The organism is Micromonospora sp. AMSO1212t (assembly GCF_008868145.1).
GTDB classification, from domain to species: Bacteria; Actinomycetota; Actinomycetes; order Mycobacteriales; family Micromonosporaceae; genus Micromonospora; species Micromonospora tulbaghiae.
On the sequence record NZ_WBKS01000012.1, the window covers coordinates 1 to 24,510 of the forward strand.

Consider the following 24,510-nt stretch of genomic DNA (forward strand, 5'->3'; position numbering starts at 1 on the left):
GGGGAGGGGGACGGCAGGGCCGTCGCCGGCCAGGCGGAACGACTCCTCGCCGACCGGCTCCACCAGGCCGTCCGTGACCAGGCCGGCCAGTGCGCGGGCCCGCTGCACGTCGTCGTGCCAGACCTGGTCCAGCCGCTGGTGCGGCACCGGGCCGGTGGACTCCCGCAGCACCGCGAGCAGTAGTCCGCGTACCTGCCGGTCGGTGCCGGCGTAGCGCTGCGGCCGACGGGTCGGTCCGGTGGGCGCGGCCTGCCCGGAGGCCCGCCAGGCGCAGCTCGACTCGACCGGGCAGATCGCGCAGCGCGGCGCGCGGGCCGTGCAGACGACAGCGCCGAGTTCCATGAACGCGGCGCTGGCCAGCGCTGCGGCGGCTGGTTCGACCGGCAGCAGTTCCTCGGTGGCGACCAGGTCGGCAGGGCGGGTGGTGGGGCCGGCGTCGGGTTCACCGGCGATCGCCCGGCACACCACGCGCCGCACGTTCGTGTCCACCACCGGGTGCCGCTGCCCGTACGCGAAAGCGGCGACCGCGCGGGCCGTGTACGTGCCGACGCCCGGTAGTGCCAGCAACTGGTCGAGCCGGTCGGGCACCACGCCGCCGTGGCGCTCCACGATCGCGACCGCACACTCGCGCAGGCGTACCGCCCGGCGCGGGTAGCCGAGCCGTCCCCACATCCGGATCGCCTCGGCCGGAGTGTCCTCGGCGAGCGCGCGCGGCTCCGGCCAGCGGGCCAGCCACGCCTCGAAGGCGGGCACCACCCGGACCACAGGGGTCTGCTGGAGCATGACCTCGCTGACCAGGATCGCCCAGGCGCCGATGCCGGGCTTGCGCCAGGGCAGGTCGCGGGCGTTGCGCTCGTACCACCGGCTGACCTGGGTGGCGAATGTGGGATCGGACATCGCGCCGTCGATCATGTCACGGCGGTCTTTCCCGCAGGTTGGGCGGGCCGGGTGGCCGGGCGCGATCGATCATGGACGACGGGGCAGAATGTCCGAATGAACGAGCTCGCGATCACCGTCATCGGCCGGGACCGGCCGGGCATCGTTGCCGACGTCGCGGAGGTCCTCGCCCGGCTGGGCGCGAACCTCACCGACTCGACGATGACCCGGCTGCGTGGACACTTCGCGATGACGCTGATCTGCGTGGGCCCGGCCGCCGCCGATGTCGAGGCCGCGCTGGCCCCGCTCGCCGCCGACGGGCACCTGCTGGCGACCGTACGCGCGGTCACGCCCGACGCCGGCAGCGAGCCCACCGGGGAGCCGTACGTGCTGGCGGTGCACGGCGCCGACCGGATGGGCATCGTCGCGGCGATGACCCGGGTGCTCACCGACGCGGGCGGGAACGTGACCGACCTGAGCACCCGGCTCACCGGTTCGCTCTACGTGGTGGTCGCCGAGGTCGAGCTGCCGCCCGGTGTGTCGGACGAGGTGGCCGGCCGGCTCACCCGCGTCGCGGCAGAGCTGGGCGTGGGGGTCAGCCTCCGCCCGGCGGACACGGACCTGCTGTGACCGGGCCGGAGTACGCGGGCCTGGGCGGCTGGACACCGGAGAAGCTCGGCGTCCCCGGCGCGGTACGCCCGGTGGTCACCGCGCCGGAGCCGGTGCTGAGTCGACCCGGCCCGGAGGTCGACCCCACATCTGCCGAGGTGGTGCGCCTCGCCGCCGACCTGGTGGCGACGATGCGCGTATCGCCCGGGTGCGTGGGACTGGCGGCGCCGCAGGTCGGGGTGAGCGCGCAGGTGTTCGCGGTGGACGTCACGGGGCATCCGAAGGCGGTCACCGTGCACGGCACGTTCGTGCTCTGCAACGCCCGTGTGGTGGAGGCGTCCCGGTGGAAGGCCGGGCGGGAGGGCTGCATGTCGGTGCCGGACCTGACCGGCGACGTGAAGCGGGCCAGCCGGCTGGTGGTCGAGGGCGCGCTTCCCGGCAGCGGCGAGCCGGTCCGGCTGGTGACGGACGGCTTCGAGGCGCGTGCGCTCCAGCACGAGATCGACCACTGCGCCGGGCTGCTGTTCCTCGACCGGGTGGCCGGCGCGCACGCGATCTACCAGCGCAAGGTCTACCTCTGACGGTGGCGCTCGGAATCCTGTGTGGACGGGTGCGGCCGCACGGCGGCGGGTTCCCGGCGCGTCGGACCGCCGAGCCGTGCGCCGCGCGGCTACGGTAGGCGCATCATGCGTCTGACGGTCGGCCCCCTGCCCCCTGCCGTGTACTGGCGGCGTCGTGCCGTCGTGCTCGGAGCAGGGCTGCTCTTCCTGATTGTCCTGCTGTATTCGTGCACCGGTACGGACCGCAACACCGGAGCGCCGGGCACGGACCCGTCCCCGACCGGCTCCGCCGGGGCTCAGCCCGACCCGTCCGGCTCGGTGCTGACCCCTCGGACGGGCAGCCCGTCACCGACGGCGGGCGACTCCGGCGGCGGTGGCGCGAACACCGGCGGCGACGCCACCGGTGACGGTGGGAACACCGGCGGGGGCGCGAACAACGGGGGTGGCACCGGCAACGGTGGCGCGACCGGTCAGCCGGTCTCCGACGACGGCACCTGCACCGACTCCGAGCTGCTGGTGACGCCGGTGGCGGTGCCGCCCACCGCCCAGCGGGGCACAGTGGTCACGTTGCGCCTGAAGGTCAAGAACGTGTCGAACCGGACGTGCAGCCGGGACGTCGGCGCCGACCTCCAGGAGCTGTACGTCAAGTCCGGGGCGGAGAAGATCTGGTCGTCCGACACGTGCGGTACCGGCAAGGGGTCGGACGTGCAGTCGTTCACGCCGAACTTCGAGCGCTCCTACGAGCTGGGCTGGAACGGCCGGCTGGACAACCGGTGCGCGAGCGGGCTGGCGAACGGCGACTTCGCGGCGATCGGCGCGTACCAGGTGTTCGCCCGCGTCGGCACCAAGCTCAGCGAGCCGGTCAAGCTGACCGTCACCGGCTGAGCGGTCGGTCAGACGTACCGTTCGAGGATGCTCGCCTCGGCGAGCCGGGACAGGCCCTCGCGGACGCCGCGGGCGCGGGCGTCGCCCACGCCCTCGACCGCTTGGAGGTCTTCCACTGTCGCACCGAGCAGCCGCTGGAGGCTGCCGAAGTGCACCACCAGCCGGTCGACCACGGCGACCGGCAGCCGGGGCACCTTCGCCAGCAGGCGGAACCCGCGCGGGCTGACCGCCGCGTCGAGCGCGTCGGAGGCGGACGGGTAGCCGATCGCCTTCGCCACCGCCACGAGGTCGATGAGTTCGGTGGCGCTGAGCAGGTCGAGCTCGACGAGCGCCTCGTCGAGCGTGCGTGACTTGCGGCCGGTCGGCAGGTAGTCGCGGATGACCAGGGTGCGGTCGGCGTCCACGCCGGCCATCAGCTCGTCGAGCTGGAGGGCCAGCAGGCGACCGTCGGTGCCCAGCTCCACCACGTAGCCGGCGATCTCGTCGGCGATCCGCCGGACCATCTCCAGGCGCTGCACCACAGCCACCGCGTCGCGGACGGTGACGAGGTCTTCGATCTCCAGCGCGGAGAGCGTGCCGGAGACCTCGTCCAGCCGGAGCTTGTAGCGCTCCAGCGTGGCGAGCGCCTGGTTGGCGCGGGACAGGATGGCCGCCGAGTCGTCGAGCACGTGCCGCTGGCCGTTGACGTAGAGGCTGATGATCCGCATCGACTGGCTGACCGAGATGACCGGGTAGCCGGTCTGCCGGGCCACCCGCTCGGCGGTGCGGTGCCGGGTGCCGGACTCCTCGGTGGGGATGGACGGGTCGGGCATCAGGTGCACGCCGGCCTGCACGATCCGGCTGCCGTCGCTGGAGAGCACCACAGCGCCGTCCATCTTGCACAGCTCACGGACCCGGGTGGCGGAGAACTCCACGTCCATCGGGAAGCCGCCGGTGCAGATCTGCTCGACGACCTTGTCGTAGCCGAGCACGATCAGCGCGCCGGTGCGGCCGCGCAGGATCCGCTCCAGGCCGTCCCGCAGGGCGGTGCCGGGAGCCATCAGGGCGAGGTTGGCGCGCAGCGGATCGGCGCCGGCCCCGCCGCCGACGCTTCCGTTGACGCTCACGCTGATGGCACGAGCGGGGTTGCCGCTCACGGCGCCGGTACGGGCGTGCGGCGTCGCCGTTGCGGGCTTGGTGGCATCGCGGTCGATCGGCACGGGCACAGTCTACGGACTGCCATGCGGTGGGTGCTCTCGTGGTTACTGTGATGTGTCACGATGCCCGGCTCGGGCGGCTCGTCGCGGGCTGCGTGGCCTGCCCGGAAACGCCCGGCGGATCCCGCCGTGTCACTCCGCCGACGCGCGCGCGGCCGCCTGGAGGGCGGCCCGCACGTCAGTGACCTCGATCACCCGCATGTTGTCCGGCCCGGCGCCGCTGCTCTCGGGCCCGCACCCGGGCGGCACGAGGGCCAGCCGGAAACCGAGCCGGGCGGCCTCGGCCAGCCGGCGGGGCACCGCGCCGACACGGCGGACCTCGCCGGTGAGCCCGACCTCGCCGATGGCCACCAGGTGGGGGTTGAGCGCCAGGTTGAGCCCGCCCGAGGCGACCGCGAGCGCCACGGCCAGATCGGCCGCCGGCTCCACCACCCGGATGCCGCCGACGGTGGCGGCGAAGACCTCCCGGTCGTGCAGCGTGAGCCGCTCGGTGCGGCGCTGGAGCACCGCGAGGACCATGGCGAGCCGGGCGCTGTCGAGGCCGGAGACGGTACGCCGGGGCGAGCCGGCCACCGTCGCCCCGATCAGCGCCTGCACCTCGGTCACCAGCGCCCGGCGCCCCTCCATCGCCACCGTCACGCAGGTGCCCGGCACCGGTTCGGAGTAGCGGGTCAGGAACAGGCCGGACGGGTCGGCCAGGCTGCTGATGCCGCCCTCGTGCATCTCGAAGCAGCCCACCTCGTCGGCCGCGCCGAACCGGTTCTTCACGCCGCGCACCATCCGCAGCGAGGAGTGCTTGTCGCCCTCGAAGTGCAGCACCACGTCGACCAGGTGCTCCAGCACCCGGGGACCGGCGACCTGGCCGTCCTTGGTGACGTGCCCGACCAGCACGGTGGCGACGCCGCGCTCCTTGGCCACCGCGACCAGGGCGGCGGTGACCGCGCGGACCTGGGTGACACCGCCGGGCACGCCCTCGGTGCCGGTGGTCGAGATGGTCTGCACCGAGTCGAGCACCAGCAGCCCCGGCTTGACCGCGTCGAGGTGGCCGAGCACCGCCGACAGGTCGCTCTCGGCGGCCAGGTAGAGCTGGTCGTGCAGGGTGCCCATCCGCTCGGCGCGCAGCCGCACCTGGCTGACCGACTCCTCACCGCTGACCACCAGTGACGGGCTGCCGGCTCCGGCCGCCCACTGCTGGGCCACGTCGAGCAGCAGCGTCGACTTGCCCACGCCGGGCTCACCGGCGAGCAGCACCACCGCGCCGGGGACCAGCCCGCCGCCGAGCACCCGGTCGAGCTCGCTGACGCCGGTGGGACGGGCCCGGGCGGGCGCGGCGCTGATCGTGGCGATCGGCCGGGCCGGCTCGGCCGGCATCCGTGAGCTGACCACCCGGCCGGAGACCACCGGGCCGGTGACCGTGCACTCGACCACCGAACCCCACTCGCCGCACTCGGGGCACCGGCCCACCCACTTCGGGGGCTGGTGACCGCAGGCGTCGCACTCGTAGGCCGGGCGGGGTTCGCGGGTCGCGGCGCGACCGCGGCCGGCGCCGGCACGGGAGGAGGTCGATCGGGGCGTGGTCACCACCGGACGCTAACCGGCCCGTACGACGAAAGCCCACCCGAAACGGCGACACCGCCGACGTGGCGCTGGCCACGGCGGCGGTGCCGACGGAGGAAGTACGGAGGTCAGTGGCCGCCCTCGGCGCCGCCGTCCTCACCGGCGTGCTCACGCGGGTTCACGATCTTCGACGGCGTGGCCTCCGGGGTCAGCGGGATGCCGATCGGCGCCGGGGTCTTGACGACCTTGCCGTCGCCGAAGTCGAAGGTCAGGTTGACCTGCTGGCCGACGAGCAGCTTCTCGTTCAGGCCGACGAGCTGGAGGAACCGCGGGTTGCCGGCGTTGAGCTGGGCGTAGCTGAGCGCCGGGATCTCGATCCGGGCCGGCTGGCCGGCGGGCGCGGACTCGCTCTCGCTCGGCGACGGGCTGGCCGACGGCGACCCGGTCACCTCCAGCGACTGGCTCGGCGACGCGCTCGGGTCGGTGGCGGTCGGCGAGGAGGTGGCCGGCTCGGTGGGCGAGCCGGTCGGCGTGGCAGCGCCGCTCTCACCCGCGCCGGAACCGGTGAGCACGATCTCCCGCGCGCTGTCGGTGGTGACCGTCACGGTCACCGGCTTCTCGCTGTCGTTGTAGATCACCACGTTGACCGGCGCGTTCGACCCGGCCTCGTAGCCCTTCGGGCCCGGGAACTGCACGTAGAGCCCGCGCACCTTGTAGAGGTTGTCGGAGGTCTGGACGTTGACGCCCTGTACCGACGGGATCTTGTTGGCGGTCTCGGAAATCTGCCCGGCGCCGCACCCGGACAGCAGCAGGCTCGCCGCCGCCGTGCCGGCCAGCAGCAGGGCCGGCCCCCGGGAACCCCTGATCGAGCGCGTCACGTCGGTCCTCCTCGTCACGATCCCCGCCCGGTCGACCACCGGGCACGGGGTGGCCATACCCGCGCAGACCGCGCTCCAGGGTAGTTGGAGCTGATCGAGGCCCGCACGCGGACCCGGCAATGCCACCTCGGAGGGGACTCCTCAGACCAGCCGGCCGCTCGTCACCAGCAGCACCACATCGATGAGCGCCACCACCAGCACCGCCCGGAAGGCGGTCGCCGAGCGTCCGGCGGTCGCGCGTCCCGCGTACCAGCCGACCGCCGGCACGGCGACGGCGGCGGCGACCGCCGACATGCCGGTCCACGACGGCGGCCCGGGCGGCCCGAGGACCAGCGCGACGGTGGCCGCGAGCAGCAGCCCGGCGGCGGCCAGCCGGCTGCCGACCGGCCCGAACCGGTGCGGCAGGCCGCGTACCCCGGTCCGGGCGTCGTCGGCCAGGTCGGGCAGCACGTTGGCGAAGTGCGCGCCGGCGCCGAGCAGCGCGGCCGCGGCCACCAGCCAGGCCGGGGGCACCGGCGAGCCGGGCAGCGCCAGCACCACGAACGCGGGCAGCGCGCCGAACGAGACCGCGTAGGGCAGCACCGACACCGGCGTCGACTTCAGCGGCCGGTTGTAGAGCAGCGCGGAGACCAGGCCCAACGTCGCGCAGGCCGCCGCTGCCGGGCCGCCGGCCAGCGCCAGGACCGGCACGGCGACAGCGGCCACCGCGGTGGCCCGGGCCAGCGTCGGCCGGGCGACCTCGCCGGTGGTCACCGGTTTGTCGGTACGCCCCACCGCCGCGTCCCGCTCGGCGTCGATCAGGTCGTTGCTCCACCCCACCGCGAGCTGGCTGGCCAGCACCGTCAGCGCCACCGCCGCGACGCCCGCCGCGGAGTGCCCGACGCCGGCGGCGAGCAGCGCGGCGACGACGGTGACCGCCGCCGCGGGCTCCGGATGGCTCGCCCTGACCAGCCCTAACACCCGTGTCGACATAAGGGAAGTCTGGTCGTTACCGGGCAGTCGTGCCACGCTCGACGCATGCCCGACGCGTCGCCGGTGTCCACTCCGTACCGGGTGCTGCCGCCGAACGACCCGCGGCAGTACGACGACCTGGCCGGTGAGTGGTGGCGGCCGGACGGCGCGTTCGCGATGCTGCACTGGCTGGCCCGGGCCCGGGCGGCGCTGGTTCCGGCGGCGTCCACGCCGGACGATCTGCTCGTCGACCTGGGCTGCGGCGCCGGGCTGCTGGCGCCGCACCTGGCCGGCAAGGGCTACCGCCACGTCGGGGTGGACCTGACGCGCTCCGCGCTCGACCAGGCCGCCGCGCACGGCGTGACGGTGGTCCAGGCCGACGCGACGGCGGTGCCGCTGGCCGACGGCTGCGCGGCTGTGGTCTCCGCCGGGGAACTGCTGGAACACGTGCCGGACTGGCGGCGTGCGGTCGCCGAGGCGTGCCGGCTGCTGCGCCCGGGCGGCCTGCTGGTGCTGGACACGCTCAACGACACGCTGCTGGCCCGGCTGGTCGCGGTCGAGCTGGGCGAACGGCTGCCCACGGTGCCGCGCGGCATCCACGATCCACGGTTGTTCGTCGACGCCCGTGCGCTGGTCGCCGAGTGCGCCCGGCACGGCGTGTCGCTGACGGTGCGCGGGGTCCGCCCCGAGCTGGGCGGCACGCTGGCCTGGCTGCTGCGCCGCATGCGCGGCGCCGGTGACCGTCCGGGCAGGACGGAACCGCGCATCGTGCCGACCCGGTCGACGGCGGTGCTGTACCAGGGCTGGGGGCACCGGGGCGGGTAGCCGGGCCCGCCCGGGGTAAAGGACGCGAGGAGGGGGCGACATGACTGTGCACGCGCTGGAGGCGGCCCGCCGGTTGGCGCCGCGACTGGCCGCCCGCGCGGCCGAGCACGACCGGGACGGCTCGTTCCCCGTGGACGACTTCGCGGACCTGCGGGCGGCCGGGCTGTTCGGCCTGATGGTGCCGCCCGAACTGGGTGGCACGGGCGCGAGCTTCGCCGAGTACGCCGCCGTCGCCACCGAACTGGCCCGGGGCAACGGTGCGACCGCGCTGGTGTTCAACATGCACGCCTCGGTCACCGGCGCGCTGGGCGCGGTCACCGAGGAACTGGCCGAGGCGCTCGGCGTACCGGCGGAGGCGCTCGCGGCGCGGGACCGGCTGCTGCGCGCGGCGGCCGACGGCGCCTGGTACGCGGTAGCGATGAGCGAACGCGGCGCCGGCGCCCGGCTGTCCCAGCTCAGCACCGTCTACGAACCGGTCGAGGGCGGCTGGCACATCAAGGGCAGCAAGACGTTCTGCTCCGGCGCCGGCCACCCCGACGGCTACCTGGTGGCCGCCCGAAGCGCCGCCGACCAGTCGGTGGTGTCGCAGTTCCTGGTGCCTGCCGGGGACGGGATCACCGTCGAGCCCACCTGGGACTCGCTCGGTATGCGCGCCACCTCCTCGCACGACGTGCACCTGGACGTGACGGTCCCGGCCGACCGGCTGCTCGGCGGCGTCGAAGGACTGGCCCTGGTCGTCGCCCAGCTCATGCCGCACTGGCTGGTGGCGAGCTACGCGGCGGTCTACGTCGGCGTGGCCCGGGCCGCCGTCGACGCCGCGGCCGAGCACCTCAACGCCCGCAACCTCGCCGGCCTGCCCGCCGTACGGGCCCGCCTGGGCCGGGCCGACGCGGCCACCGCCGCCGCCGAACTGGTGGTCGCCGAGGCGGCCCGCCGGGTCGACGAGGCGCCCGGCGACGCGGAGACGAACCGCTGGGTGTGGCGGGCCAAGCTGCTGGCGGGCACCACCGCCGCCGAGGTGGCGGCCTCCATGCTGGAGGCGGCGGGCACGTCGGCGACCCGCCGCGGGCATCCGCTGGAGCGGCTCTACCGGGACGCCCGCTGCGGCTCGCTGCATCCGGCCACGTCCGACGTGTGCGCCGACTGGCTCGGCATCGCCGCACTTGGCGGCGACCCGGACCGGGACAGCGCGCTCCCTCGTTGGTGAGCGCGAGGAGTGAGCCGGGTTTGCGAGCTCCGCAGTCGCGAACGAAAGGCGGCACGGTGAGCGCGAGGAGTGAGCGAAGGGCGAGGGGTGGGGGACGTGGGCATACCGGTGATCGCGGGTCTGGGTACGGCGCAACCGCCGGCCGCGATGCAGGACGAACTGTGGACGGGCTTCTTCGCGGGGCACTTCCAGGGAAACACCCGGGCGCTGGCCGAGCGGATCTTCGCGAACTCGGGCGTGACCCGGCGGCAGGCGGCGGTCAACCCGCTGCTGGAGGACGTCTCGGAGTGGCCGACCGAGCGCCGGATGCGCCGCTACCAGGTCGAGGCGCTGCCGCTGGGCAAGGAGGCGGTCAGCCGGGCCCTCACCGCCGCCGGCCTGGACGCCGCCGACGTCGGGCTGTTCATCGTCTGCTCGTGCACCGGGTACGCCACCCCGGGCCTGGACATCCTGCTCGCCCGGGACCTGGGGATGTCCCCGAGCACCCAGCGCATGTTCGTCGGGCACATGGGCTGCTACGCGGCCCTGCCCGGGCTGGGCGCGGCGAGCGACTTCGTCACCGCCCGCGGGCGGCCCGCGCTGCTGCTCTGCGCGGAGCTGACCAGCCTGCACATCCAGCCGCCGGGTGCCCGGGTGGACACCCAGCAGATCGTCTCCCACGCGCTGTTCTCGGACGCCGCGGTCGCCGCCGTGGTCGTCCCCGGTGGCCGGGGGTACGCGCTGCGCGAGGTCACCTCGGTCACCGACACGTCCACTGCCGACCACATGACCTGGGACGTCACCGACACCGGTTTCCGGATGGGGCTGTCGCCGAAGGTGCCGCAGGTCCTCTCCCGGCACGTACGGACGCTGGTCGACGACCTGCTGGCGCGGCACGGATGCGCGCGTTCCGACGTGGACGGCTGGGCGGTGCACCCGGGCGGGCCGCGAATCCTCAACGTGGTGGAGCGTGAGCTGGCGCTGCCGCCGGACGGGCTCGCCGCGTCCCGGGGGACGCTCGCCGACCACGGCAACTGCTCGTCCCCGACGGTGCTGCTGATCCTGGACCGGCTGTGGCGTACGGAGCCGTCACCGCCGCGCCGGGTGGTGATGCTCGCGTTCGGCCCGGGCCTGACGCTCTACGCGGTGCTGCTGGAACGGGTGGGCTGACGGCTCGCCCCGCCGGGGCCGCGCGGATACGCTGCCGTCATGGCCTCCGACGAGCGGAACGGACGGGTGCTGCTGACCGTCCTGACCGTCCTGGCGCTGGCGGCCGGCGCGGCCTGGTGGCGGTCGGCGGCACCGGAGCCGGGTGCGACCACGGCAGTGCCGGCGCTGTCCGCGAGCGCCGAACCCATCTCCCGCACCTGGCGGGTCGACCCGTCGACCGGTGACGCCTGGCCGGCCCGCCCGGAGCGTGATCCGACGCCCAGGGCACGCCGTGCGCCGGCCACGTCGCCGGACCGGTCGGTGGTGATGCGGGTGGAGGGGGACGGCACGGCACGTGTGCTCCAGGTGTCGCACGTGGTGTGGCGGGAGACGTCCGCACTGACGCCGGACGGGCCGCCCGTCGTACGGCAGGTGAATCCCTCGCGGGGCGACGACTACCGGCTGACGGTGAGCTGCTCCGGGGACGGGGCGGTCGCCGTGCAGCTCTCCGGTGCCGGGTCCGGCGACGCACGCCGGTTCCTCCGGTGCGGCGGGCGACTGGAGCTGCCCTTGCTGGGTGGCACGGGCGCACCGGTGCTGGTGCGGTTCACCGGTGTACGCGGCCGGGCCGAGCTGGACGCCCGGCTCGAGGCGCTCTACTGACCGCTGTCGCGCCACCCTCGGGCGAGGGTCTCAGCCGCTCAGCCGGGCCAGGTCGGCGCCGTAGTCCGACAGCGGGCCCAGTTCCGGCACCACCCGGACCAGCGAGCCCTGCCGGTCCACGAGCAGCGCCGCGGCGGTGCCGGGGTGGGGCGACAGGTGCAGGTAGGAGCGCAGGCCGCCGGCCGGGTCGCCGAGCGGGCGTACGCCGGGGACGCTCGCGGGTCCGGCGCTGCGGCCCTCGGTCACGGTGACCACCGTGACGCCGGGCGGGGCGGCGCGTGCGGCGGTGCCGACCTGTTCGGCGCAGGTGCAGGCGTCGACCAGAATGATCATGGCGGGCAGCAGGCTGCGCAGCGGTACCGGCGTGTCGTCCGCCCCGACCAGGTCCAGCGCGGGCAGCGGGCCGACCGGTTGCGGCGCGGTGGTCGAGCGGGGAAGCACCGTCGGCGCGCCGGACCGGGTGGTACGCGGCCAGGTGACGGCGGCCAGCCCGGCGAGCGTGACCAGCACCGACACGAGCAGGATCAGCGCCGGCAGCCCGAGTCGGGCCGGACCGGTACGCCGGCTGGTGTCCTGCCGGGCGCGACGCAGCTCGCGGCGGATCTGCCGGGCCTCGTCGGCGAGCGCCGAGGCGTCGTCCGGGACGACCACCCGGCCCCACTCCGGGGGCAGGCCGGGCAGCCCGTCCGGCGGCCCCTGGCCGTCAGCGTCAGGCACGCCCATCGGACCCCCAGGAACGTCTCGGTGAGCGGACGTCGCGTCCGTTCCCAGCGTCCCGCACCGGCCGCCGTAACGCCACACCTGGGCGCGGACGGACTTGCGGAGCTACCATGGAAGGAGCGCATTGCCCTAGATCTGGACGCTCCCGTCACCCGTTACCGGGTTGTCACGTGTTCCTCACGGAGCGTGTCGAAAGCATCGGTTTGACCGCCTGTCAAGCCGAAGAAGTACCTCTCACAGGGCCCCTGAGCTGCGCCAACGATCAGGACAGCGGTGAGACATCGGTGCCTGAGCGTGTTACCCTAGACACAGCGAAAGGGGTTTCGAACCTATGGTTTTCAGTGTCGGCGAGACCGTTGTTTACCCCCACCACGGGGCCGCACTCATCGAGGCAATCGAGACTCGGGTCATCAAGGGCGAGCCCAGGGAATACCTCGTCCTGAGGGTCGCGCAGGGTGACCTGACGGTCCGGGTGCCCGCCGAGAACGCCGAGATCGTGGGTGTGCGTGAAGTGGTTGGCGAAGAGGGCCTGGGCAAGGTCTTCGACGTGCTCCGTGCACCGCACACCGAGGAGCCGACCAACTGGTCGCGGCGTTACAAGGCGAATCTGGAGAAGCTGGCCTCCGGTAACCCGCTGAAGGTGGCCGAGGTCGTCCGCGACCTGTGGCGCCGGGAGCGGGAGCGGGGCCTGTCGGCGGGCGAGAAGCGGATGCTCGCCAAGGCTCGTGACATCCTCGTCGGCGAGGTCGCGCTGGCGGAGAAGAGCACCAAGGACGAGGCCGAGACGCTGCTCGACAAGGTGCTGACCGAGGCCTGATCCACGCCTCTGCCTCTACCCACCCCGCAGCGAACGAATCCGAGGACCGCGACGTGACCGCGCAGCTCAATCCGCGCGGTGACGTCGCGGTCCTCGTTCCGGCGGCCGGTGCCGGGGTACGCCTCGGACCCGGCGCCCCGAAGGCACTCCGGTTGCTCGCCGGCGAGCCGCTGCTGATGCACGCGGTCCGCCGGATCGCCGCCGCGCCCTCGGTGCACACGATCGTGGTGGCCGCGCCGGCCACCGAGGTCGAGGCGGTACGCGCGATGCTCGCCCACGTGGCCCCGGTGACTGTGGTGCCCGGTGGCGCCGAACGCCAGGCGTCGGTGGCGGCGGCCCTCGCGGCCGTACCCGCCGGTCCGGAGATCGTCCTGGTGCACGACGCGGCCCGCGCGCTCACCCCGCCCCACCTGGTCGAGTCGGTGGCCGCGGCGGTCCGCGACGGGCACGACGCGGTGATCCCGGTGCTTCCGGTGGTCGACACGATCAAAGAGGTCGACGCGACCGAGCGGGTCCTCGGCACCGTCGACAGGTCCGCGCTGCGCGCGGTGCAGACGCCGCAGGGCTTCCGCCGGCCGGTGCTGGTCGCGGCCCACAGGTCGGCGGCTGACGCGCTCACCGACGACGCCGGGCTGGTCGAGAAGCAGGGGATCGCGGTGACCTGCGTACCCGGCTCCGAGCTGGCCCTGAAGATCACCCGTCCGTTCGACCTGGCCCTGGCCGAACACCTGCTGACCACAGGCGCCTGACGAGCCGCGCGCGGCTCGCGGCTGCGAGATCTTGGTACGAAGAAGTGGCCCCCATAGGGGCCGTTTCCTGCCAAGATCTACACGGCTCCTGGGATCTGGAACGTGGATCCCAGTCTTCGGTCGATGGTTGATCGGCGCGCTGGGGTGGGCGCGTCCGGTGTTCAAGATCTGGGCGCGCCGGTCAGAGCGACGCTCCACCGTACAGCTCACAGGCTTTGCTTCGTCGCCACGGCGGCACCTGGATAGAGGCGTAGCCTGCTGGGGCCTACAAGAACCAGAGCTGACCACAGCCCGGGCCGCCGTCAAGGCGCGACGCGTACCCTCTGGTCATGATCGTTCCTCGGGTCGCCATCGGCACCGACGTGCACGCCTTCGCGGCCGGGCGGCCCTGCTGGGTCGCGGGCCTGCACTGGCCGGACCAGGACGGCCTGGCCGGTCACTCCGACGCCGACGTGGCGGCGCACGCCGCCTGCAACGCCCTGCTCTCCGCCGCCGGTCTCGGTGACCTGGGCGCTAACTTCGGGGTGGACCAGCCCGAGTGGGCGGGCGCGTCGGGAGTGGCGCTGCTGACCGAGAGCGCACGCCGGGTACGGGCGGCGGGCTTCCGGATCGGCAACGTGTCGGTGCAGGTCGTCGGCAACCGCCCCAAGATCGGGCCGCGTCGGGAGGAGGCGCAGCGGGTGCTCTCCGAGGCGGTCGGCGCGCCGGTGACGGTCTCCGCGGCCACCACCGACGGCCTGGGCTTCACCGGGCGCGGGGAGGGACTGGCCGGGATCGCGGTGGCCCTGGTCTACGAGGCCCCGGCCGACTGACGCGGTGACCGGGGACGCCGGTCACCGCGTCCGGCGGATCAGTCGACGTCGGTGCAGACGTTGTGGGTCGTGCCGTGGAGCATCGTGATGGTCTTGTCGAAGGTGGGGGAGAACTCCACCCGGAACTGGCCGTCGACGATCCACAGGCCCTTCGGCAGCGTGCCGGCGTTCTCCCGGAAGCCGAGCAGCACCGGCCCGGTCACGTACCAGGTCATCGAGCCGTCGGTGCGGTAGACGACGAGGGAGGTGCCGCTCGCGTCCGCCGTGGACGTGGCGCCGGTCTCCAGGTTCGTCACCCGGTTGAGCAGAGCGCCGGTGAACAACTCCCGCTTCGGCGTGCCGTCCGGGTAGGTCTCGATCGTCAGCTTCCGCACCTCGTCCACGATCGGCTCGACCCGTACCGCGAACTCGCATCGCGCGCCCGCGGGCATCTCGAACGGCGCCTGGGGCGCCGGTTCCCAGGCGCCCGGGGCGGAATGCCGCTCCGGCGCGGCGGACGCCGAGCCGGGCAGGGCCGCGACCGCCGCCGCCACGACGCTCGCCACCGCGATACTCATCCTGAACCGCATGTTCCACTCCATCCGTCGCTGGTCCGGGCGGCGAGCATCACCGGGCCGGATCACCACCGGCTCACCGCGTCGAGCGGCAGCCGTCGAGCGGGCGGACCCGGCCGGCCGGGTTCCTCACCACGCGATCACCGCCGGACGACAACCCTGAGCACGGGCCGGGACATCCTGTTCGGTATGGAGTTCCGCCTGCTCGGGCCGTTCGAGGCCCGCCACGACGGCCGGCCGGTCGAGGTCGGCAGCCGGCGCCAGGAGCGTTGCCTGCTCGGGGTGCTGCTGCTCGACGTGGGCCGGGTGGTGCCGACCGATCGCCTCATCGACCTGCTCTGGAACGGCCGGCCGCCGGCCACGGCCCGGAGCGCGGTGCAGACGTACATCGGGCGGCTGCGGGGCTCGCTCAACCCGTACGGGGTGCGGATCAGCACCCGGGGCGAGGGCTACGTGGTCGAGGAGGACGGGCACCGGGTCGACGTCGACGAGTTCGCCGACCTGGTCCGGGCGGCCGGGAGAGCCGCCGATCCCACCGAGCGGGTGCGGTCGCTCGACCGGGCGCTGGCCCTCTGGCGCGGGCCGTTGCTCGCCGACGCGGCGGACGACGAGCTGCGGGACCGGCTGCTCGGCACGGTCGAGGAGCTTCGCCTGGTGGCCGTGGAACTGCGGGCCGAAGCGCAGCTGGCGCTGGGCCAGCACACGCGGGCGGTCGCCGAACTGATGCCGCTGGCCGCCCAGCACCCGACGCGGGAACACCTCGTGGCGGTCCTGATGACCGCCCTGTACCGGGGCGCCCGGCGGGCCGACGCGCTGCGCCTCTACCGCGCCACCCGGGAACTGCTCGTGGCCGACTTCGGCGTCGAGCCGGGGCCCCGGCTCCGGGAGGTGCAGCGCCGGGTGCTCGCGGGCGACGACCGGCTGGACCGGGTCGACCGGCCGATGCACGAGATCCGGGTCGGTGACGAGAGCCTGCCGTGGAGCGTCGGCGGCCATCCGGCCCTGGACTTCTGCAACACCCTCGCCGGATGGGGGTACGAGCCCCCGCTGCCCGGCGCCGAGTGGCTGCGCGGCTACCGGACCCTTGCCGTCTGGGCCGGCCACGTCGGGCTGGTGGACGAGGTCTCGACGAACCGCCTGCTGCACCTCGCCCGCCGTGACCCGAAAGCGGCGGAGGCGGTGCTCGACGAGGCCCGTACGCTCCGCGCCGCGCTCTACGCCAGCCTGGTCGACCCGGACGACGGCCCGGCCTTCGAGAAGGTCGCCCGGGCCGCGGAGGCCGCCGCCCGTACGCTCGTCTTCCGGCGTGAGGCCGACGGACGCGGTCGCTGGTGGCCGGACCTGGCGGCCGGGCTGCGGCTGCCGGTGCACGCCGCCGCGTTCAGCGGCGCGCAGCTGCTCGCCGACCCGGCCCGGTTCACGGTGCGGGTCTGCCCGGATCGGCGGTGCGGGTGGTTGTTCCTGGACGAGAGCGGGCTGCGCCGGTGGTGCAGTCTGGGGACCTGCGGCGGCCGGGCGGGCGCGTCCTGCCGGAGTGCCTGACGCCGGGCACCCTCGGCGCGCGGTGGGGCCGGGCGGATACGCTCGCCGGGATGCCGAGTGACGCCGCTCCCGACCAGTCCGCCGCCGACGGCTACCTGCAACGCGCCCATTTGCTCGCCGAGCTGGGGCGCTACGACGAGGGGATCGCCGAACTCACCGCGCTGATCGCGACCGAGCCGGCGCACCTGCCCGCGTTGACCATGCTGGCCCGGATGCACCTGGCCGCCGGCCGGCCGGCCGAGGCGCTCGCCGCCGCCGAGGCCGCCGTGGAGAAGGCGGCCGCCGGGCCCGCGGCGGTGCCGGCGCTCGTGGCGCGCGGGTTCGCGCTGCTCGACCTCGAACGCTGGAAGGACGCCGCGGCGACCGCCGACGAGATCCTGGCGCGTGCGCCGGGCGACGCGTACGCGCAGCGCAGTGCCGCCGCCCTCCTCTCCGCGTCGCGCAACGGGCAGGCGGCGCTGGACGCGGCATGGCGCGGGGTGGAGCTGTCGCCGGACGAGCCGGAGGCGCATTTGGTGCTCGGCCTGGTCGCGGTGCGGCTGCAACTGTTCGACCTGGCCGAGCGGGCCTACCGGGAGGCGCTGCGGCTGGAACCGGAGCTGGGCGACGCCGGGCAGGACGTGGGCGTGGCCCGGCTGGAACGACGCCGGTACGCCGAGACGCTGGAACACCTGACCGCGATGGCCGACCTGCCGGTGGCCCGTCCCGACCCGGTCCGGACCGTGGACGCCGGCATCCGGCGCCTCCTGCTGTCGGTGGCCGGGTTGTCCCTGTTCGCGAGCGTGCTGGTAGCCGCGCTGGCCCCGGCCTCGCCGGGCGCGTCCCGGCTGTTCGCGGTGCTGGCGGTGGCCGGGGTGGCGGTGCTGCTGCGGCGCCCGGCGACGTGGCGGCCCGGCCTGCGGGAGGCGATGTCGCGCGGCCTGGTCGTGCCGGTCTACGCGGCCGCCGCCGCTGTGGTGCTGCTGCTCGCGTACGCGCTGGTCGGCGGCCCGTGGCCGCTGGTCGGGGCGATCACCGCGTCGGTGGTGGCCGGATTCACCGCGTTCGCTCGCCGGTGAGAGGGTAGGAGGACCGGAAACACCGGCTGAAGGAAGCGGGAATCAGTGCTCACCGTCAACGCCTACGCGGCGACGTCCGCGACCGAACCGCTCGCCCCGACCACGATCGAGCGGCGCGATCTCGGACCGGACGACGTTCTCATCGACATCAGGTTCTCCGGCATCTGCCACTCCGACATCCACACCGCGCGCAGCGAGTGGGGCCCCACCCCCTACCCGATCGTGGTGGGTCACGAGATCGCGGGCGTGGTGCGCGAGGTCGGCTCCGCGGTCACGAAGTTCGCCGTCGGCGATCGAGTCGGCGTCGGCTGCCTGGTCGACTCCTGCCGGGAGTGCGACAACTGCCGCAAGGGCCTGGAGCAGTACTGCCTGAAGGGCAGCACCGGCACGTACGGCGGGGTGGGCCGGGACGGCGAGCCGACCCAGGGCGGCTACTCGCAGGCCATCGTGGTCGCCGAGGCCTTCGTGCTGCGCATCCCGGACGGCATCGAGCTGGACGCCGCCGCGCCGCTGCTCTGCGCCGGGATCACCACGTACTCGCCGCTGCGTCACTGGAACGCCGGGCCGGGCCGCCGGGTGGCCGTGATCGGCATGGGCGGCCTCGGCCACATGGCCGTGAAGCTGGCCCACGCCATGGGCGCCGAGGTGACCGTGCTGTCCCAGTCGCTGAAGAAGCGGGAGGACGGGCTGCGGCTCGGAGCCGACAACTACTACGCGACCTCCGACGAGGAGACGTTCCGTGAGCTGGCCGGCTCGTTCGACCTGATCATCAACACGGTGAGTGCGACCCTCGACATGGACGCGTACCTGCGGCTGCTGGCGGTGGACGGGACGCTGGTCAACGTGGGCGCGCCGGAGAAGCCGCTGTCGGTGCACGCGTTCTCGCTGATCCCGGCCCGGCGGTCGTTCGCCGGGTCGAACATCGGTGGCATCGCGGAGACCCAGGAGATGCTCGACTTCTGCGCCGAGCACGGGCTGGGCGCCGAGATCGAGGTGATCGGAGCCGAGAAGATCAACGAGGCGTACGAGCGGGTGCTCGCCTCCGACGTGCGCTACCGCTTCGTCATCGACGCGTCCACGTTCTGACGACCGCGTGCGAAGGAGCCGCGTCCGTGCCGGGCGCGGCCCCTTCTCGCGTACGTCAGGACTTGCGCGCCCAGGTCCAGGCGTAGCCGTCGTCCTCGCAGACGGCGGCCGCGTCGCAGAGGTCGAGCGGGCGGAACGTGTCCACCATGACCGCCAGCTCGTCGAAGAACTCCGCACCGATCGACCGCTCGGCCGCGCCCGGCTGCGGGCCGTGGGTGAAGCCGGACGGGTGCAGCGAGATCGAACCCTGCTCGATGCCGGAGCCGCGCCGGGCCTCGTAGTTGCCGCCGGTGTAGAACAGCATCTCGTCGGAGTCGACGTTGTGGTGGTTGTACGGCACCGGGATGGCGGCCGGGTGATAGTCCACCTTGCGGGGCACGAACGAGCAGATCACGAAGTTCGGGCCCTGGAACGTCTGGTGGACCGGCGGCGGCTGGTGGATGCGCCCGGTGATCGGCTCGAAGTCGTGGATGGAGAACGCCCACGGGTACATGTGCCCGTCCCAGCCCACCACGTCGAACGGGTGGTTGGCGTAGACGTACCTCGTCCATCCGCGGCGGTGCCTGACCAGCACCTCCACCTCCTCGCCGTCGACCAGCAGCGGGGTGTCCGGTCCCCGGACGTCGCGCTCGCAGTAGGGCGCGTGCTCCAGGAACTGCCCGCGTACGGAGAGGTAGCGCTTGGGCGGGCCGATGTGGCCGGCGGCCTCGACGGCGAGCAGGCGGGTCGGCTCGTCGCCGGTGGGCACCAGGCGGTGGATGGTCGAGGTGGGGATGACGACGTAGTCGCCGGCCACCGCGTCGAGCACGCCGAACGGCGACTCGACCCGCAGGGTGCCCGACTCCAGATAGAGGCAGTGGTCGCCGGTGGCGTCGCGGAACAGCGGCGACGGGCGATCGGCGAGCACGTACGCGATCCGTACGTCGTCGTTGGCGAGCAGGTACTGCCGGCCGAGCACCGGGTCCGCGCCGGCGCCGTCGAGCTTGTGTGTGCGCAGGTGGCGCGGTTTGAGCGGCAGGTTCGGCACGCGGGTGACGGTGGGCGGGGCGTACTCCTCGGCGGCGAGGATCGCGGTCGGCGCGTGCCGGTGGTAGAGCAGCGACGAGTCGGAGGAGAAGCCCTCCTGGCCGACCAGTTCCTCCGCGTAGAGCGTGCCGTCGGGCTGGCGGAACTGGGTGTGGCGCTTGCGCGGCACGTCGCCGACGCTGCGGTAGTACGGCATCTCGCCTCCCGATATGTCCCGTTCTCCGGCCGGTAGCGTCCGATAATCGGACGCTGTTGTCCGTTCCTCGTAGCGTCCCGTACATTCTTGTCTCGTGTCAACGCAGGTGCCCCGCCTCCTCTCCGGCCTGGTGGACGACGCCGCGGTCTTCCCGCCCGGCAACGCCGCGCTGCCCGACGCGGTGACCGCGCACCGCACCCACCGCGCCGCCTGGTACGCCGACATGGTCGGCCCGCTGCTGCTGCCCGCCTCGGAGATCCAGCGCGGGTCGCTGAGCGGCCTGGTGGACCCGGCCGAGGGCCTGGTGATCGGGCTGATCGGCGACACCGGCCTGGACCAGCTCCCGCAGGCGCTGGAAGCGCTCGTGCCGGACGGGATGACCGCCCGGCAGATCGAGGCGCCGGTCGCCAAGCGCGGCGAGGACCCGCAACCAGGGCTGGCCGAGCTGCTCGCGCTCTCCGACCGGCTCGACGGCGCGGCCGTGTACGCGGAGGTCCCGCTGACCTTCGGGCTGATGGGCGCGCTCGACACGCTCGCCGAGGCGCGCGCCGGCGGGCTGCCGGTGGCGGCCAAGTTCCGTACCGGCGGGCTCGCCGCCGAGCTGTTCCCCACCCCGGTCGAGCTGGCCGCGGTGATCTGCGCGTGCCGGGACCGTAAGCTGCCGTTCAAGCTCACCGCCGGGCTGCACCACGCGATCCGGCACCGCGACCCGGAGACCGGCTTCAACCACCACGGTTTCGTCAACGTGCTGGGCGCCACGCTCGCCGCCGTCGGGGGCACGGAGGTGGACGGCGTGGCCGAGCTGCTCGCCGCCACCGACCCGGTACGCGTGGTCGAGCCGGTCCGGGCGCACCGCGACGCCGAGCGCCCGCTGTGGGTCGGGTACGGCTCGTGCAGCATCGCCGAACCACTTACCGATCTGATCCGGCTGGGGCTGGTGAACGGAGGCTACGAGGCATGAGCGAACGCACCGAGCGGAGCGAGGGCCGTGAGGGCATGCCCGGCGGGTACGGCATGAGCGAACGCACCGAGCGGAGCGAGGGCCGTGAGGGCATGCCCAGTCGGCACGGCATGACCTGGGTTCCGGGTGTGGCGGGGTCGCCGTACGGGGTGACGAACCTGCCGTACGGCGTGTTCCGGCACGGCGAGGGCGAGCCGCGCGTCGGTGTCCGCATCGGTGACTTCGCGCTGGACCTCGCGGGCGCGGAGGCGGCCGGTCTGGTGCTGGCCGGCGGCGCGCTCGGTGAGCCGGCGCTCAACGCCTTCATGGCGCTCGGCCGCCCGCAGTGGACGGCGGTCCGGCAGCGGCTTGTCGAGCTGCTCACCGAGCCGGAGCACCGGGCGGCGGTCGAGCCGCTGCTGGTGCCGCTGCGCGAGGTCGAGATGGCGCTGCCGTTCGAGGTGGCCGACTACGTCGACTTCTACTCCTCCGAGCACCACGCCTCGAACGTCGGGCAGATCTTCCGGCCCGGGCAGCCGCCGCTGCTGCCGAACTGGAAGCACGTGCCGATCGGCTACCACGGCCGGGCCGGCACGGTGGTCGTCTCCGGCACGCCGGTGATCCGCCCGACCGGCCAGCGGGCCAGCGCGCAGGGCCCCACCACCGGCGCCTCGGTCCGGCTGGACATCGAGGCCGAGGTGGGCTTCGTGGTGGGCGTGCCGAGCCGGCTCGGCGAGCGGGTGCCGGTGGCCGACTTCGCCGACCACGTCTTCGGCGTGGTGCTCGTCAACGACTGGTCGGCCCGGGACATCCAGGCGTGGGAGTACCAGCCGCTCGGACCGTTCCTCGGCAAGTCGTTCGCCACCTCCGTCTCGGCGTGGGTGACCCCGCTGGAGGCGCTGGCCGACGCGTTCGTGCCCGCGCCGGACCAGGACCCGCCGGTGCAGGACTACCTGCGCGACACCCCGCACCTCGGGCTGGACCTGACGCTGTCGGTCGAGTGGAACGGCGAGCGGGTCGCCGAGCCGCCGTTCGCCGGCATGTACTGGACCCCGGCCCAGCAGCTCGCGCACCTCACCGTCAACGGCGCATCGCTGCGTACCGGCGACCTCTACGCCTCCGGCACCGTCTCCGGCCCGGAGCGCGGCCAGGTCGGATCGTTCCTGGAGCTGACCTGGGGCGGGTCCGAGCCGGTCAAGTTCGCCGACGGCAGCGAGCGGACGTTCCTGGAGGACGGCGACACGGTGACGATCACCGCCACCGCGCCCGGACCGGACGGCACCACCGTCGCGTTGGGCGAGGTCACCGGGACGATCCTCCCGGCCCGCTGACATCCGACCTTCCGAACCGGCCCCGGTCGCACCTGATGTGCGACCGGGGCCGTTTCCTTCGGCGTTGATCGCTCCGGATCACGTACGTCCCGGACGGCGGCTCCCGGTCGAACCGGAGCCGCCGGTGGTGCCGGGGCGGGGGGCGTACCCGCGGAAGCCGAACAGGAAGGACCGAGCATGACCGAGTTGACCGGTGCCGTCTGGCGCACCAGCAGCCGCTCGAACGATCAGGGTCTCTGCGTCGAGGTGGCCACGAACGTGGTCGCCGCGCACGGCGTGGTGGGCGTACGCGACTCGAAGGACCCGGAGGGGCCGGCGCTCGCGGTGAGCCCGCCGGGCTGGGCCGCGTTCGTCACCGCGCTGCGGGGCGGCGCGTTCGGCGGCTGACCGCTCGCGCACCACACCGGTGCCCCGGCCGGGGCACCGGTGATGGAAATGTCACCGGGAGGCTCCCCGTTTCCGGTCACGCCCCGTACCGTGTACGACACGGGAGGTGGGGCCATGTCGACGGTGACGGTTTCCGCATTCATCGAAGCGCAGGACGCCGACCTCTGGCGGCTGCTCACCGACCTCCCGGCCCGCGCCGACTGGCTCTCGGCGGTGGACGCGGTCGAGGTCCTCGGCGCCGACGGGTTCGGACCGGGCAGCGTGTGGCGGGAGACCCGCGTCCGGCCGGACGGCGGCACCGAACCGGAGGAGTTCGAGGTGATCGAGGCGGTCGCGCCCGGCCGCCTCGTGCTCGGGTCGCGCGGCGCCGGCGCGGACTACCGGATCACCTGGACGCTGCGCACCGTCGAGCGTCGGCGACGCGGCTGCACCGAGGTCACTGTCGAGCAGGAGGCGGTGCCGACCCGGGCGTACGGGCGGGTGCTGGCCCTGATCCTCGGCGGCCTGGCCGCCCGCGCGGTCGAGAGCGCGCTCCGGCGTGACCTGGCCGACCTGGCGCTGGCCGCCGGTACCGCCCGATCCACCGAGGCCGCCTGAGCCGACCCGGCCGCTCCCCGTACCCGGCCCGCACGCGGCCGGTAGGGTGCCGGGGCGGAGGTGACGGATGGCGAAGGCCGCGAGGCGGCGGGCCGTGATGGCGCTGGTGGCGGTGCTCGCCGTCGCGGCGTCGGTCGCCGTGGTCGTCCGGGTGCTGGCGCCCGCCGAGGTCGACACCGCAGCCCGGAAGCCCTACCCGGCGGCGCCCGCGCCGACCGCCGGGGTGCTCGCGCGGCTGCCGGTGGCGCCGCTCGTCGTGGACGGCCGGCTCCGCGTCTACGCGGGCACCCGTCAGGTGTACGCGGACCAGCCGGTCACCGGGCGGCACCGGGTCACCCCGTTCTGGTCCTTCCGTCGCTGGCCGGCGACGCTGGTCGGAGTGCTCGCCGAGGGGACCACAGTGGTCAGCCGCTGGTCCGACGGGAGGCTGGTGGCGCTCGACGCGCGTACCGGCCGGGTGGTCTGGCGGGCCGACGGCCCGCAGCCGGGGTCGGTCCCGGAGCCGCGACGTACCTTCGCCGCCACGGTCTGGGATCCGGCCGGGCTGCACGTGGCGCGCACTGCCGAGGGGCGGACCGTGCTGCTCGCGACCGGTCCGGGCGGGCTCGGCGGCTACGACCTCGCCGACGGCCGCCGGCTCTGGCACGCCGACGTGGCCCGGGACTGCCGGTCCGACGTGGGCACGACCGCCAGTGGTGAGCTGGCCGGCGTCGACCGCTGCGACGGCCCGGCCGCGGTCGAGCTGCGGGACGCGGCGACCGGTGTGGTGCGGACCCGCTGGCGGCCGCCGGACGCGCCGGAGCGGCTCGTCGTCACGCCGGTGGGCTGCCGGGACGGGCACTCCGGTTGCCGCGGGTTGCGTACCGCCGGGCCGGACGGCGCGGGCAGCCGGGGCTGGCTGGTGACCGACCCGGGCGAGCCGGCCGCCGCGCCGGGCCTGGACCACCCGGACACGGTGCTGGACGGCGAGCGGGCGGTGGACACGTCCGGCCCGGTGGTGGTCGGGCGCTCGGCGCGTACCGGCGAGGAGTTGTGGCGCCGGGCGGACATCCACCCGGCCCGGGTGCTCGCGACCGAGCCGGGACGGGTGCACCTGCTGACCGACCGGCGGGAACTGGTCACCGTCGACCCGCTCACCGGCACGACCCGGTCCAGTTTCGTGCTCGACCTGGGACGGGACGGGATCGGCTGGCGGCCGGGCCGGGCGTACGCGGTGGACGGCTACGTCGCTGTGGAACGGCTGCGGGAGAGCGCCGCTGCGGAGGACGACGACCAGGGCTACTTCCTGATGGCCGAACCGGTGCTGCTCGCCGTGACCTGATCTGGCGAGTCAAGCCGAGAAACGGACAAAAGCACCTAT

Annotated in this window: 26 protein-coding genes; 18 read left to right on the top strand and 8 right to left on the bottom strand. The window is 74.2% G+C overall.

All coding sequences use genetic code 11. The annotated features are described in order from the left end of the window. The coding region (locus tag F8279_RS05545; RefSeq protein ID WP_151499303.1) for an A/G-specific adenine glycosylase at positions 1–897 on the bottom strand (897 nt) is incomplete at its 3' end. Positions 898–993: 96 nt separating this feature from the next. Here F8279_RS05545 and F8279_RS05550 point away from each other — a divergent pair. From F8279_RS05550 to F8279_RS05560, 3 genes are all read left to right on the top strand, one after another. After that, the gene (locus F8279_RS05550) at positions 994–1,506 is read left to right on the top strand and encodes a glycine cleavage system protein R (RefSeq protein WP_073829205.1); all 513 of its coding nucleotides are present in this window, start codon (positions 994–996) and stop codon (positions 1,504–1,506) included. Further along, on the top strand, positions 1,503–2,066 hold the full coding sequence (locus F8279_RS05555) for a peptide deformylase (protein WP_091047297.1): 564 nt from the start codon (positions 1,503–1,505) through the stop codon (positions 2,064–2,066). The genes F8279_RS05550 and F8279_RS05555 overlap by 4 nt, the downstream gene beginning before the upstream one ends. A gap of 105 nt (positions 2,067–2,171) precedes the next feature. Next, positions 2,172–2,930 carry a hypothetical protein gene (locus F8279_RS05560; protein WP_151499304.1) on the top strand — a complete coding sequence of 253 codons (759 nt, stop codon included), beginning with the start codon at positions 2,172–2,174 and terminating at the stop codon, positions 2,928–2,930. An 8-nt stretch (positions 2,931–2,938) separates the two neighbouring features. Here the strand turns inward: F8279_RS05560 and disA are convergent, their stop codons facing one another. The 4 genes from disA to F8279_RS05580 form a co-directional block, all read right to left on the bottom strand. Then, entirely contained in the window at positions 2,939–4,129 is a 1,191-nt protein-coding gene (disA, locus tag F8279_RS05565; RefSeq protein ID WP_091425665.1) for a DNA integrity scanning diadenylate cyclase DisA, read from the bottom strand. Positions 4,130–4,258: 129 nt separating this feature from the next. Beyond that, the gene (gene radA, locus F8279_RS05570) at positions 4,259–5,707 is read right to left on the bottom strand and encodes a DNA repair protein RadA (protein ID WP_151499305.1); all 1,449 of its coding nucleotides are present in this window, start codon (positions 5,705–5,707) and stop codon (positions 4,259–4,261) included. Positions 5,708–5,811: 104 nt separating this feature from the next. Further along, on the bottom strand, positions 5,812–6,561 hold the full coding sequence (locus tag F8279_RS05575) for a hypothetical protein (RefSeq protein WP_091426048.1): 750 nt from the start codon (positions 6,559–6,561) through the stop codon (positions 5,812–5,814). A gap of 141 nt (positions 6,562–6,702) precedes the next feature. Then, positions 6,703–7,533: a UbiA family prenyltransferase gene (locus F8279_RS05580; RefSeq protein ID WP_091425662.1), complete on the bottom strand. Its 831-nt coding sequence runs from the start codon at positions 7,531–7,533 to the stop codon at positions 6,703–6,705. 45 nt (positions 7,534–7,578) lie between these two features. Here F8279_RS05580 and F8279_RS05585 point away from each other — a divergent pair, with 45 nt between their 5' ends. The 4 genes from F8279_RS05585 to F8279_RS05600 all read left to right on the top strand — a co-directional run bounded on the left by F8279_RS05585 (position 7,579) and on the right by F8279_RS05600 (position 11,335). Then, positions 7,579–8,337: a methyltransferase domain-containing protein gene (locus F8279_RS05585; protein WP_151499306.1), complete on the top strand. Its 759-nt coding sequence runs from the start codon at positions 7,579–7,581 to the stop codon at positions 8,335–8,337. A gap of 40 nt (positions 8,338–8,377) precedes the next feature. After that, entirely contained in the window at positions 8,378–9,544 is a 1,167-nt protein-coding gene (locus F8279_RS05590) for an acyl-CoA dehydrogenase family protein (protein ID WP_151499307.1), read from the top strand. 87 nt (positions 9,545–9,631) lie between these two features. Continuing rightward, on the top strand, positions 9,632–10,693 hold the full coding sequence (locus F8279_RS05595; RefSeq protein WP_151499338.1) for a type III polyketide synthase: 1,062 nt from the start codon (positions 9,632–9,634) through the stop codon (positions 10,691–10,693). A gap of 39 nt (positions 10,694–10,732) precedes the next feature. Continuing rightward, entirely contained in the window at positions 10,733–11,335 is a 603-nt protein-coding gene (locus F8279_RS05600; RefSeq protein ID WP_151499308.1) for a hypothetical protein, read from the top strand. Positions 11,336–11,365: 30 nt separating this feature from the next. Here F8279_RS05600 and F8279_RS05605 read toward each other — a convergent pair whose 3' ends face one another. Then, a complete protein-coding gene (locus F8279_RS05605; protein WP_151499309.1) occupies positions 11,366–12,058 on the bottom strand; it encodes a hypothetical protein in 693 nt (230 codons plus the stop codon). 328 nt (positions 12,059–12,386) lie between these two features. On the opposite strand from F8279_RS05605, the gene F8279_RS05610 reads away from it, so the two are divergent. The 3 genes from F8279_RS05610 (at position 12,387) to ispF (ending at position 14,433) form a co-directional block, all read left to right on the top strand. Beyond that, positions 12,387–12,872, top strand: a complete 486-nt coding sequence (locus F8279_RS05610; protein ID WP_013288937.1) for a CarD family transcriptional regulator — start codon at positions 12,387–12,389, stop codon at positions 12,870–12,872. Between the two features lie 53 nt (positions 12,873–12,925). Next, positions 12,926–13,621 (top strand): 2-C-methyl-D-erythritol 4-phosphate cytidylyltransferase, encoded by a 696-nt coding sequence (gene ispD / locus F8279_RS05615; RefSeq protein ID WP_151499310.1) that lies wholly within the window; start codon positions 12,926–12,928, stop codon positions 13,619–13,621. A 329-nt stretch (positions 13,622–13,950) separates the two neighbouring features. Continuing rightward, the gene (gene ispF / locus F8279_RS05620; protein WP_091425649.1) at positions 13,951–14,433 is read left to right on the top strand and encodes a 2-C-methyl-D-erythritol 2,4-cyclodiphosphate synthase; all 483 of its coding nucleotides are present in this window, start codon (positions 13,951–13,953) and stop codon (positions 14,431–14,433) included. 38 nt (positions 14,434–14,471) lie between these two features. Here the strand turns inward: ispF and F8279_RS05625 are convergent, their stop codons facing one another. Beyond that, positions 14,472–15,002 carry a hypothetical protein gene (locus F8279_RS05625; protein ID WP_091426046.1) on the bottom strand — a complete coding sequence of 177 codons (531 nt, stop codon included), beginning with the start codon at positions 15,000–15,002 and terminating at the stop codon, positions 14,472–14,474. A gap of 174 nt (positions 15,003–15,176) precedes the next feature. Here F8279_RS05625 and F8279_RS05630 point away from each other — a divergent pair, with 174 nt between their 5' ends. The 3 genes from F8279_RS05630 to F8279_RS05640 are packed head-to-tail and all read left to right on the top strand — an operon-like array spanning position 15,177 to position 18,673. Further along, positions 15,177–16,529 carry a BTAD domain-containing putative transcriptional regulator gene (locus F8279_RS05630; protein ID WP_151499311.1) on the top strand — a complete coding sequence of 451 codons (1,353 nt, stop codon included), beginning with the start codon at positions 15,177–15,179 and terminating at the stop codon, positions 16,527–16,529. 50 nt (positions 16,530–16,579) lie between these two features. Beyond that, positions 16,580–17,587 (top strand): tetratricopeptide repeat protein, encoded by a 1,008-nt coding sequence (locus F8279_RS05635; protein WP_151499312.1) that lies wholly within the window; start codon positions 16,580–16,582, stop codon positions 17,585–17,587. A 45-nt stretch (positions 17,588–17,632) separates the two neighbouring features. Further along, entirely contained in the window at positions 17,633–18,673 is a 1,041-nt protein-coding gene (locus F8279_RS05640; protein WP_151499313.1) for an NAD(P)-dependent alcohol dehydrogenase, read from the top strand. 55 nt (positions 18,674–18,728) lie between these two features. On the opposite strand, the gene F8279_RS05645 is transcribed toward F8279_RS05640, so the two are convergent. Then, the gene (locus F8279_RS05645) at positions 18,729–19,895 is read right to left on the bottom strand and encodes a homogentisate 1,2-dioxygenase (RefSeq protein WP_151499314.1); all 1,167 of its coding nucleotides are present in this window, start codon (positions 19,893–19,895) and stop codon (positions 18,729–18,731) included. A gap of 94 nt (positions 19,896–19,989) precedes the next feature. Here F8279_RS05645 and F8279_RS05650 point away from each other — a divergent pair, with 94 nt between their 5' ends. The 5 genes from F8279_RS05650 (at position 19,990) to F8279_RS05670 (ending at position 24,471) form a co-directional block, all read left to right on the top strand. Next, positions 19,990–20,856, top strand: coding sequence for a hypothetical protein (locus F8279_RS05650; protein WP_192580637.1), 867 nt, complete (start codon positions 19,990–19,992; stop codon positions 20,854–20,856). A 110-nt stretch (positions 20,857–20,966) separates the two neighbouring features. Continuing rightward, entirely contained in the window at positions 20,967–22,166 is a 1,200-nt protein-coding gene (fahA, locus tag F8279_RS05655) for a fumarylacetoacetase (protein WP_151499340.1), read from the top strand. Between the two features lie 177 nt (positions 22,167–22,343). Then, positions 22,344–22,553, top strand: coding sequence for a DUF397 domain-containing protein (locus F8279_RS05660; protein WP_091425635.1), 210 nt, complete (start codon positions 22,344–22,346; stop codon positions 22,551–22,553). 114 nt (positions 22,554–22,667) lie between these two features. Then, complete coding sequence (locus F8279_RS05665; RefSeq protein ID WP_091425632.1) at positions 22,668–23,150, top strand: SRPBCC family protein; 483 nt, start codon at positions 22,668–22,670, stop codon at positions 23,148–23,150. 67 nt (positions 23,151–23,217) lie between these two features. After that, a complete protein-coding gene (locus F8279_RS05670) occupies positions 23,218–24,471 on the top strand; it encodes a PQQ-binding-like beta-propeller repeat protein (RefSeq protein WP_151499315.1) in 1,254 nt (417 codons plus the stop codon). Positions 24,472–24,510: the final 39 nt, after the last annotated feature.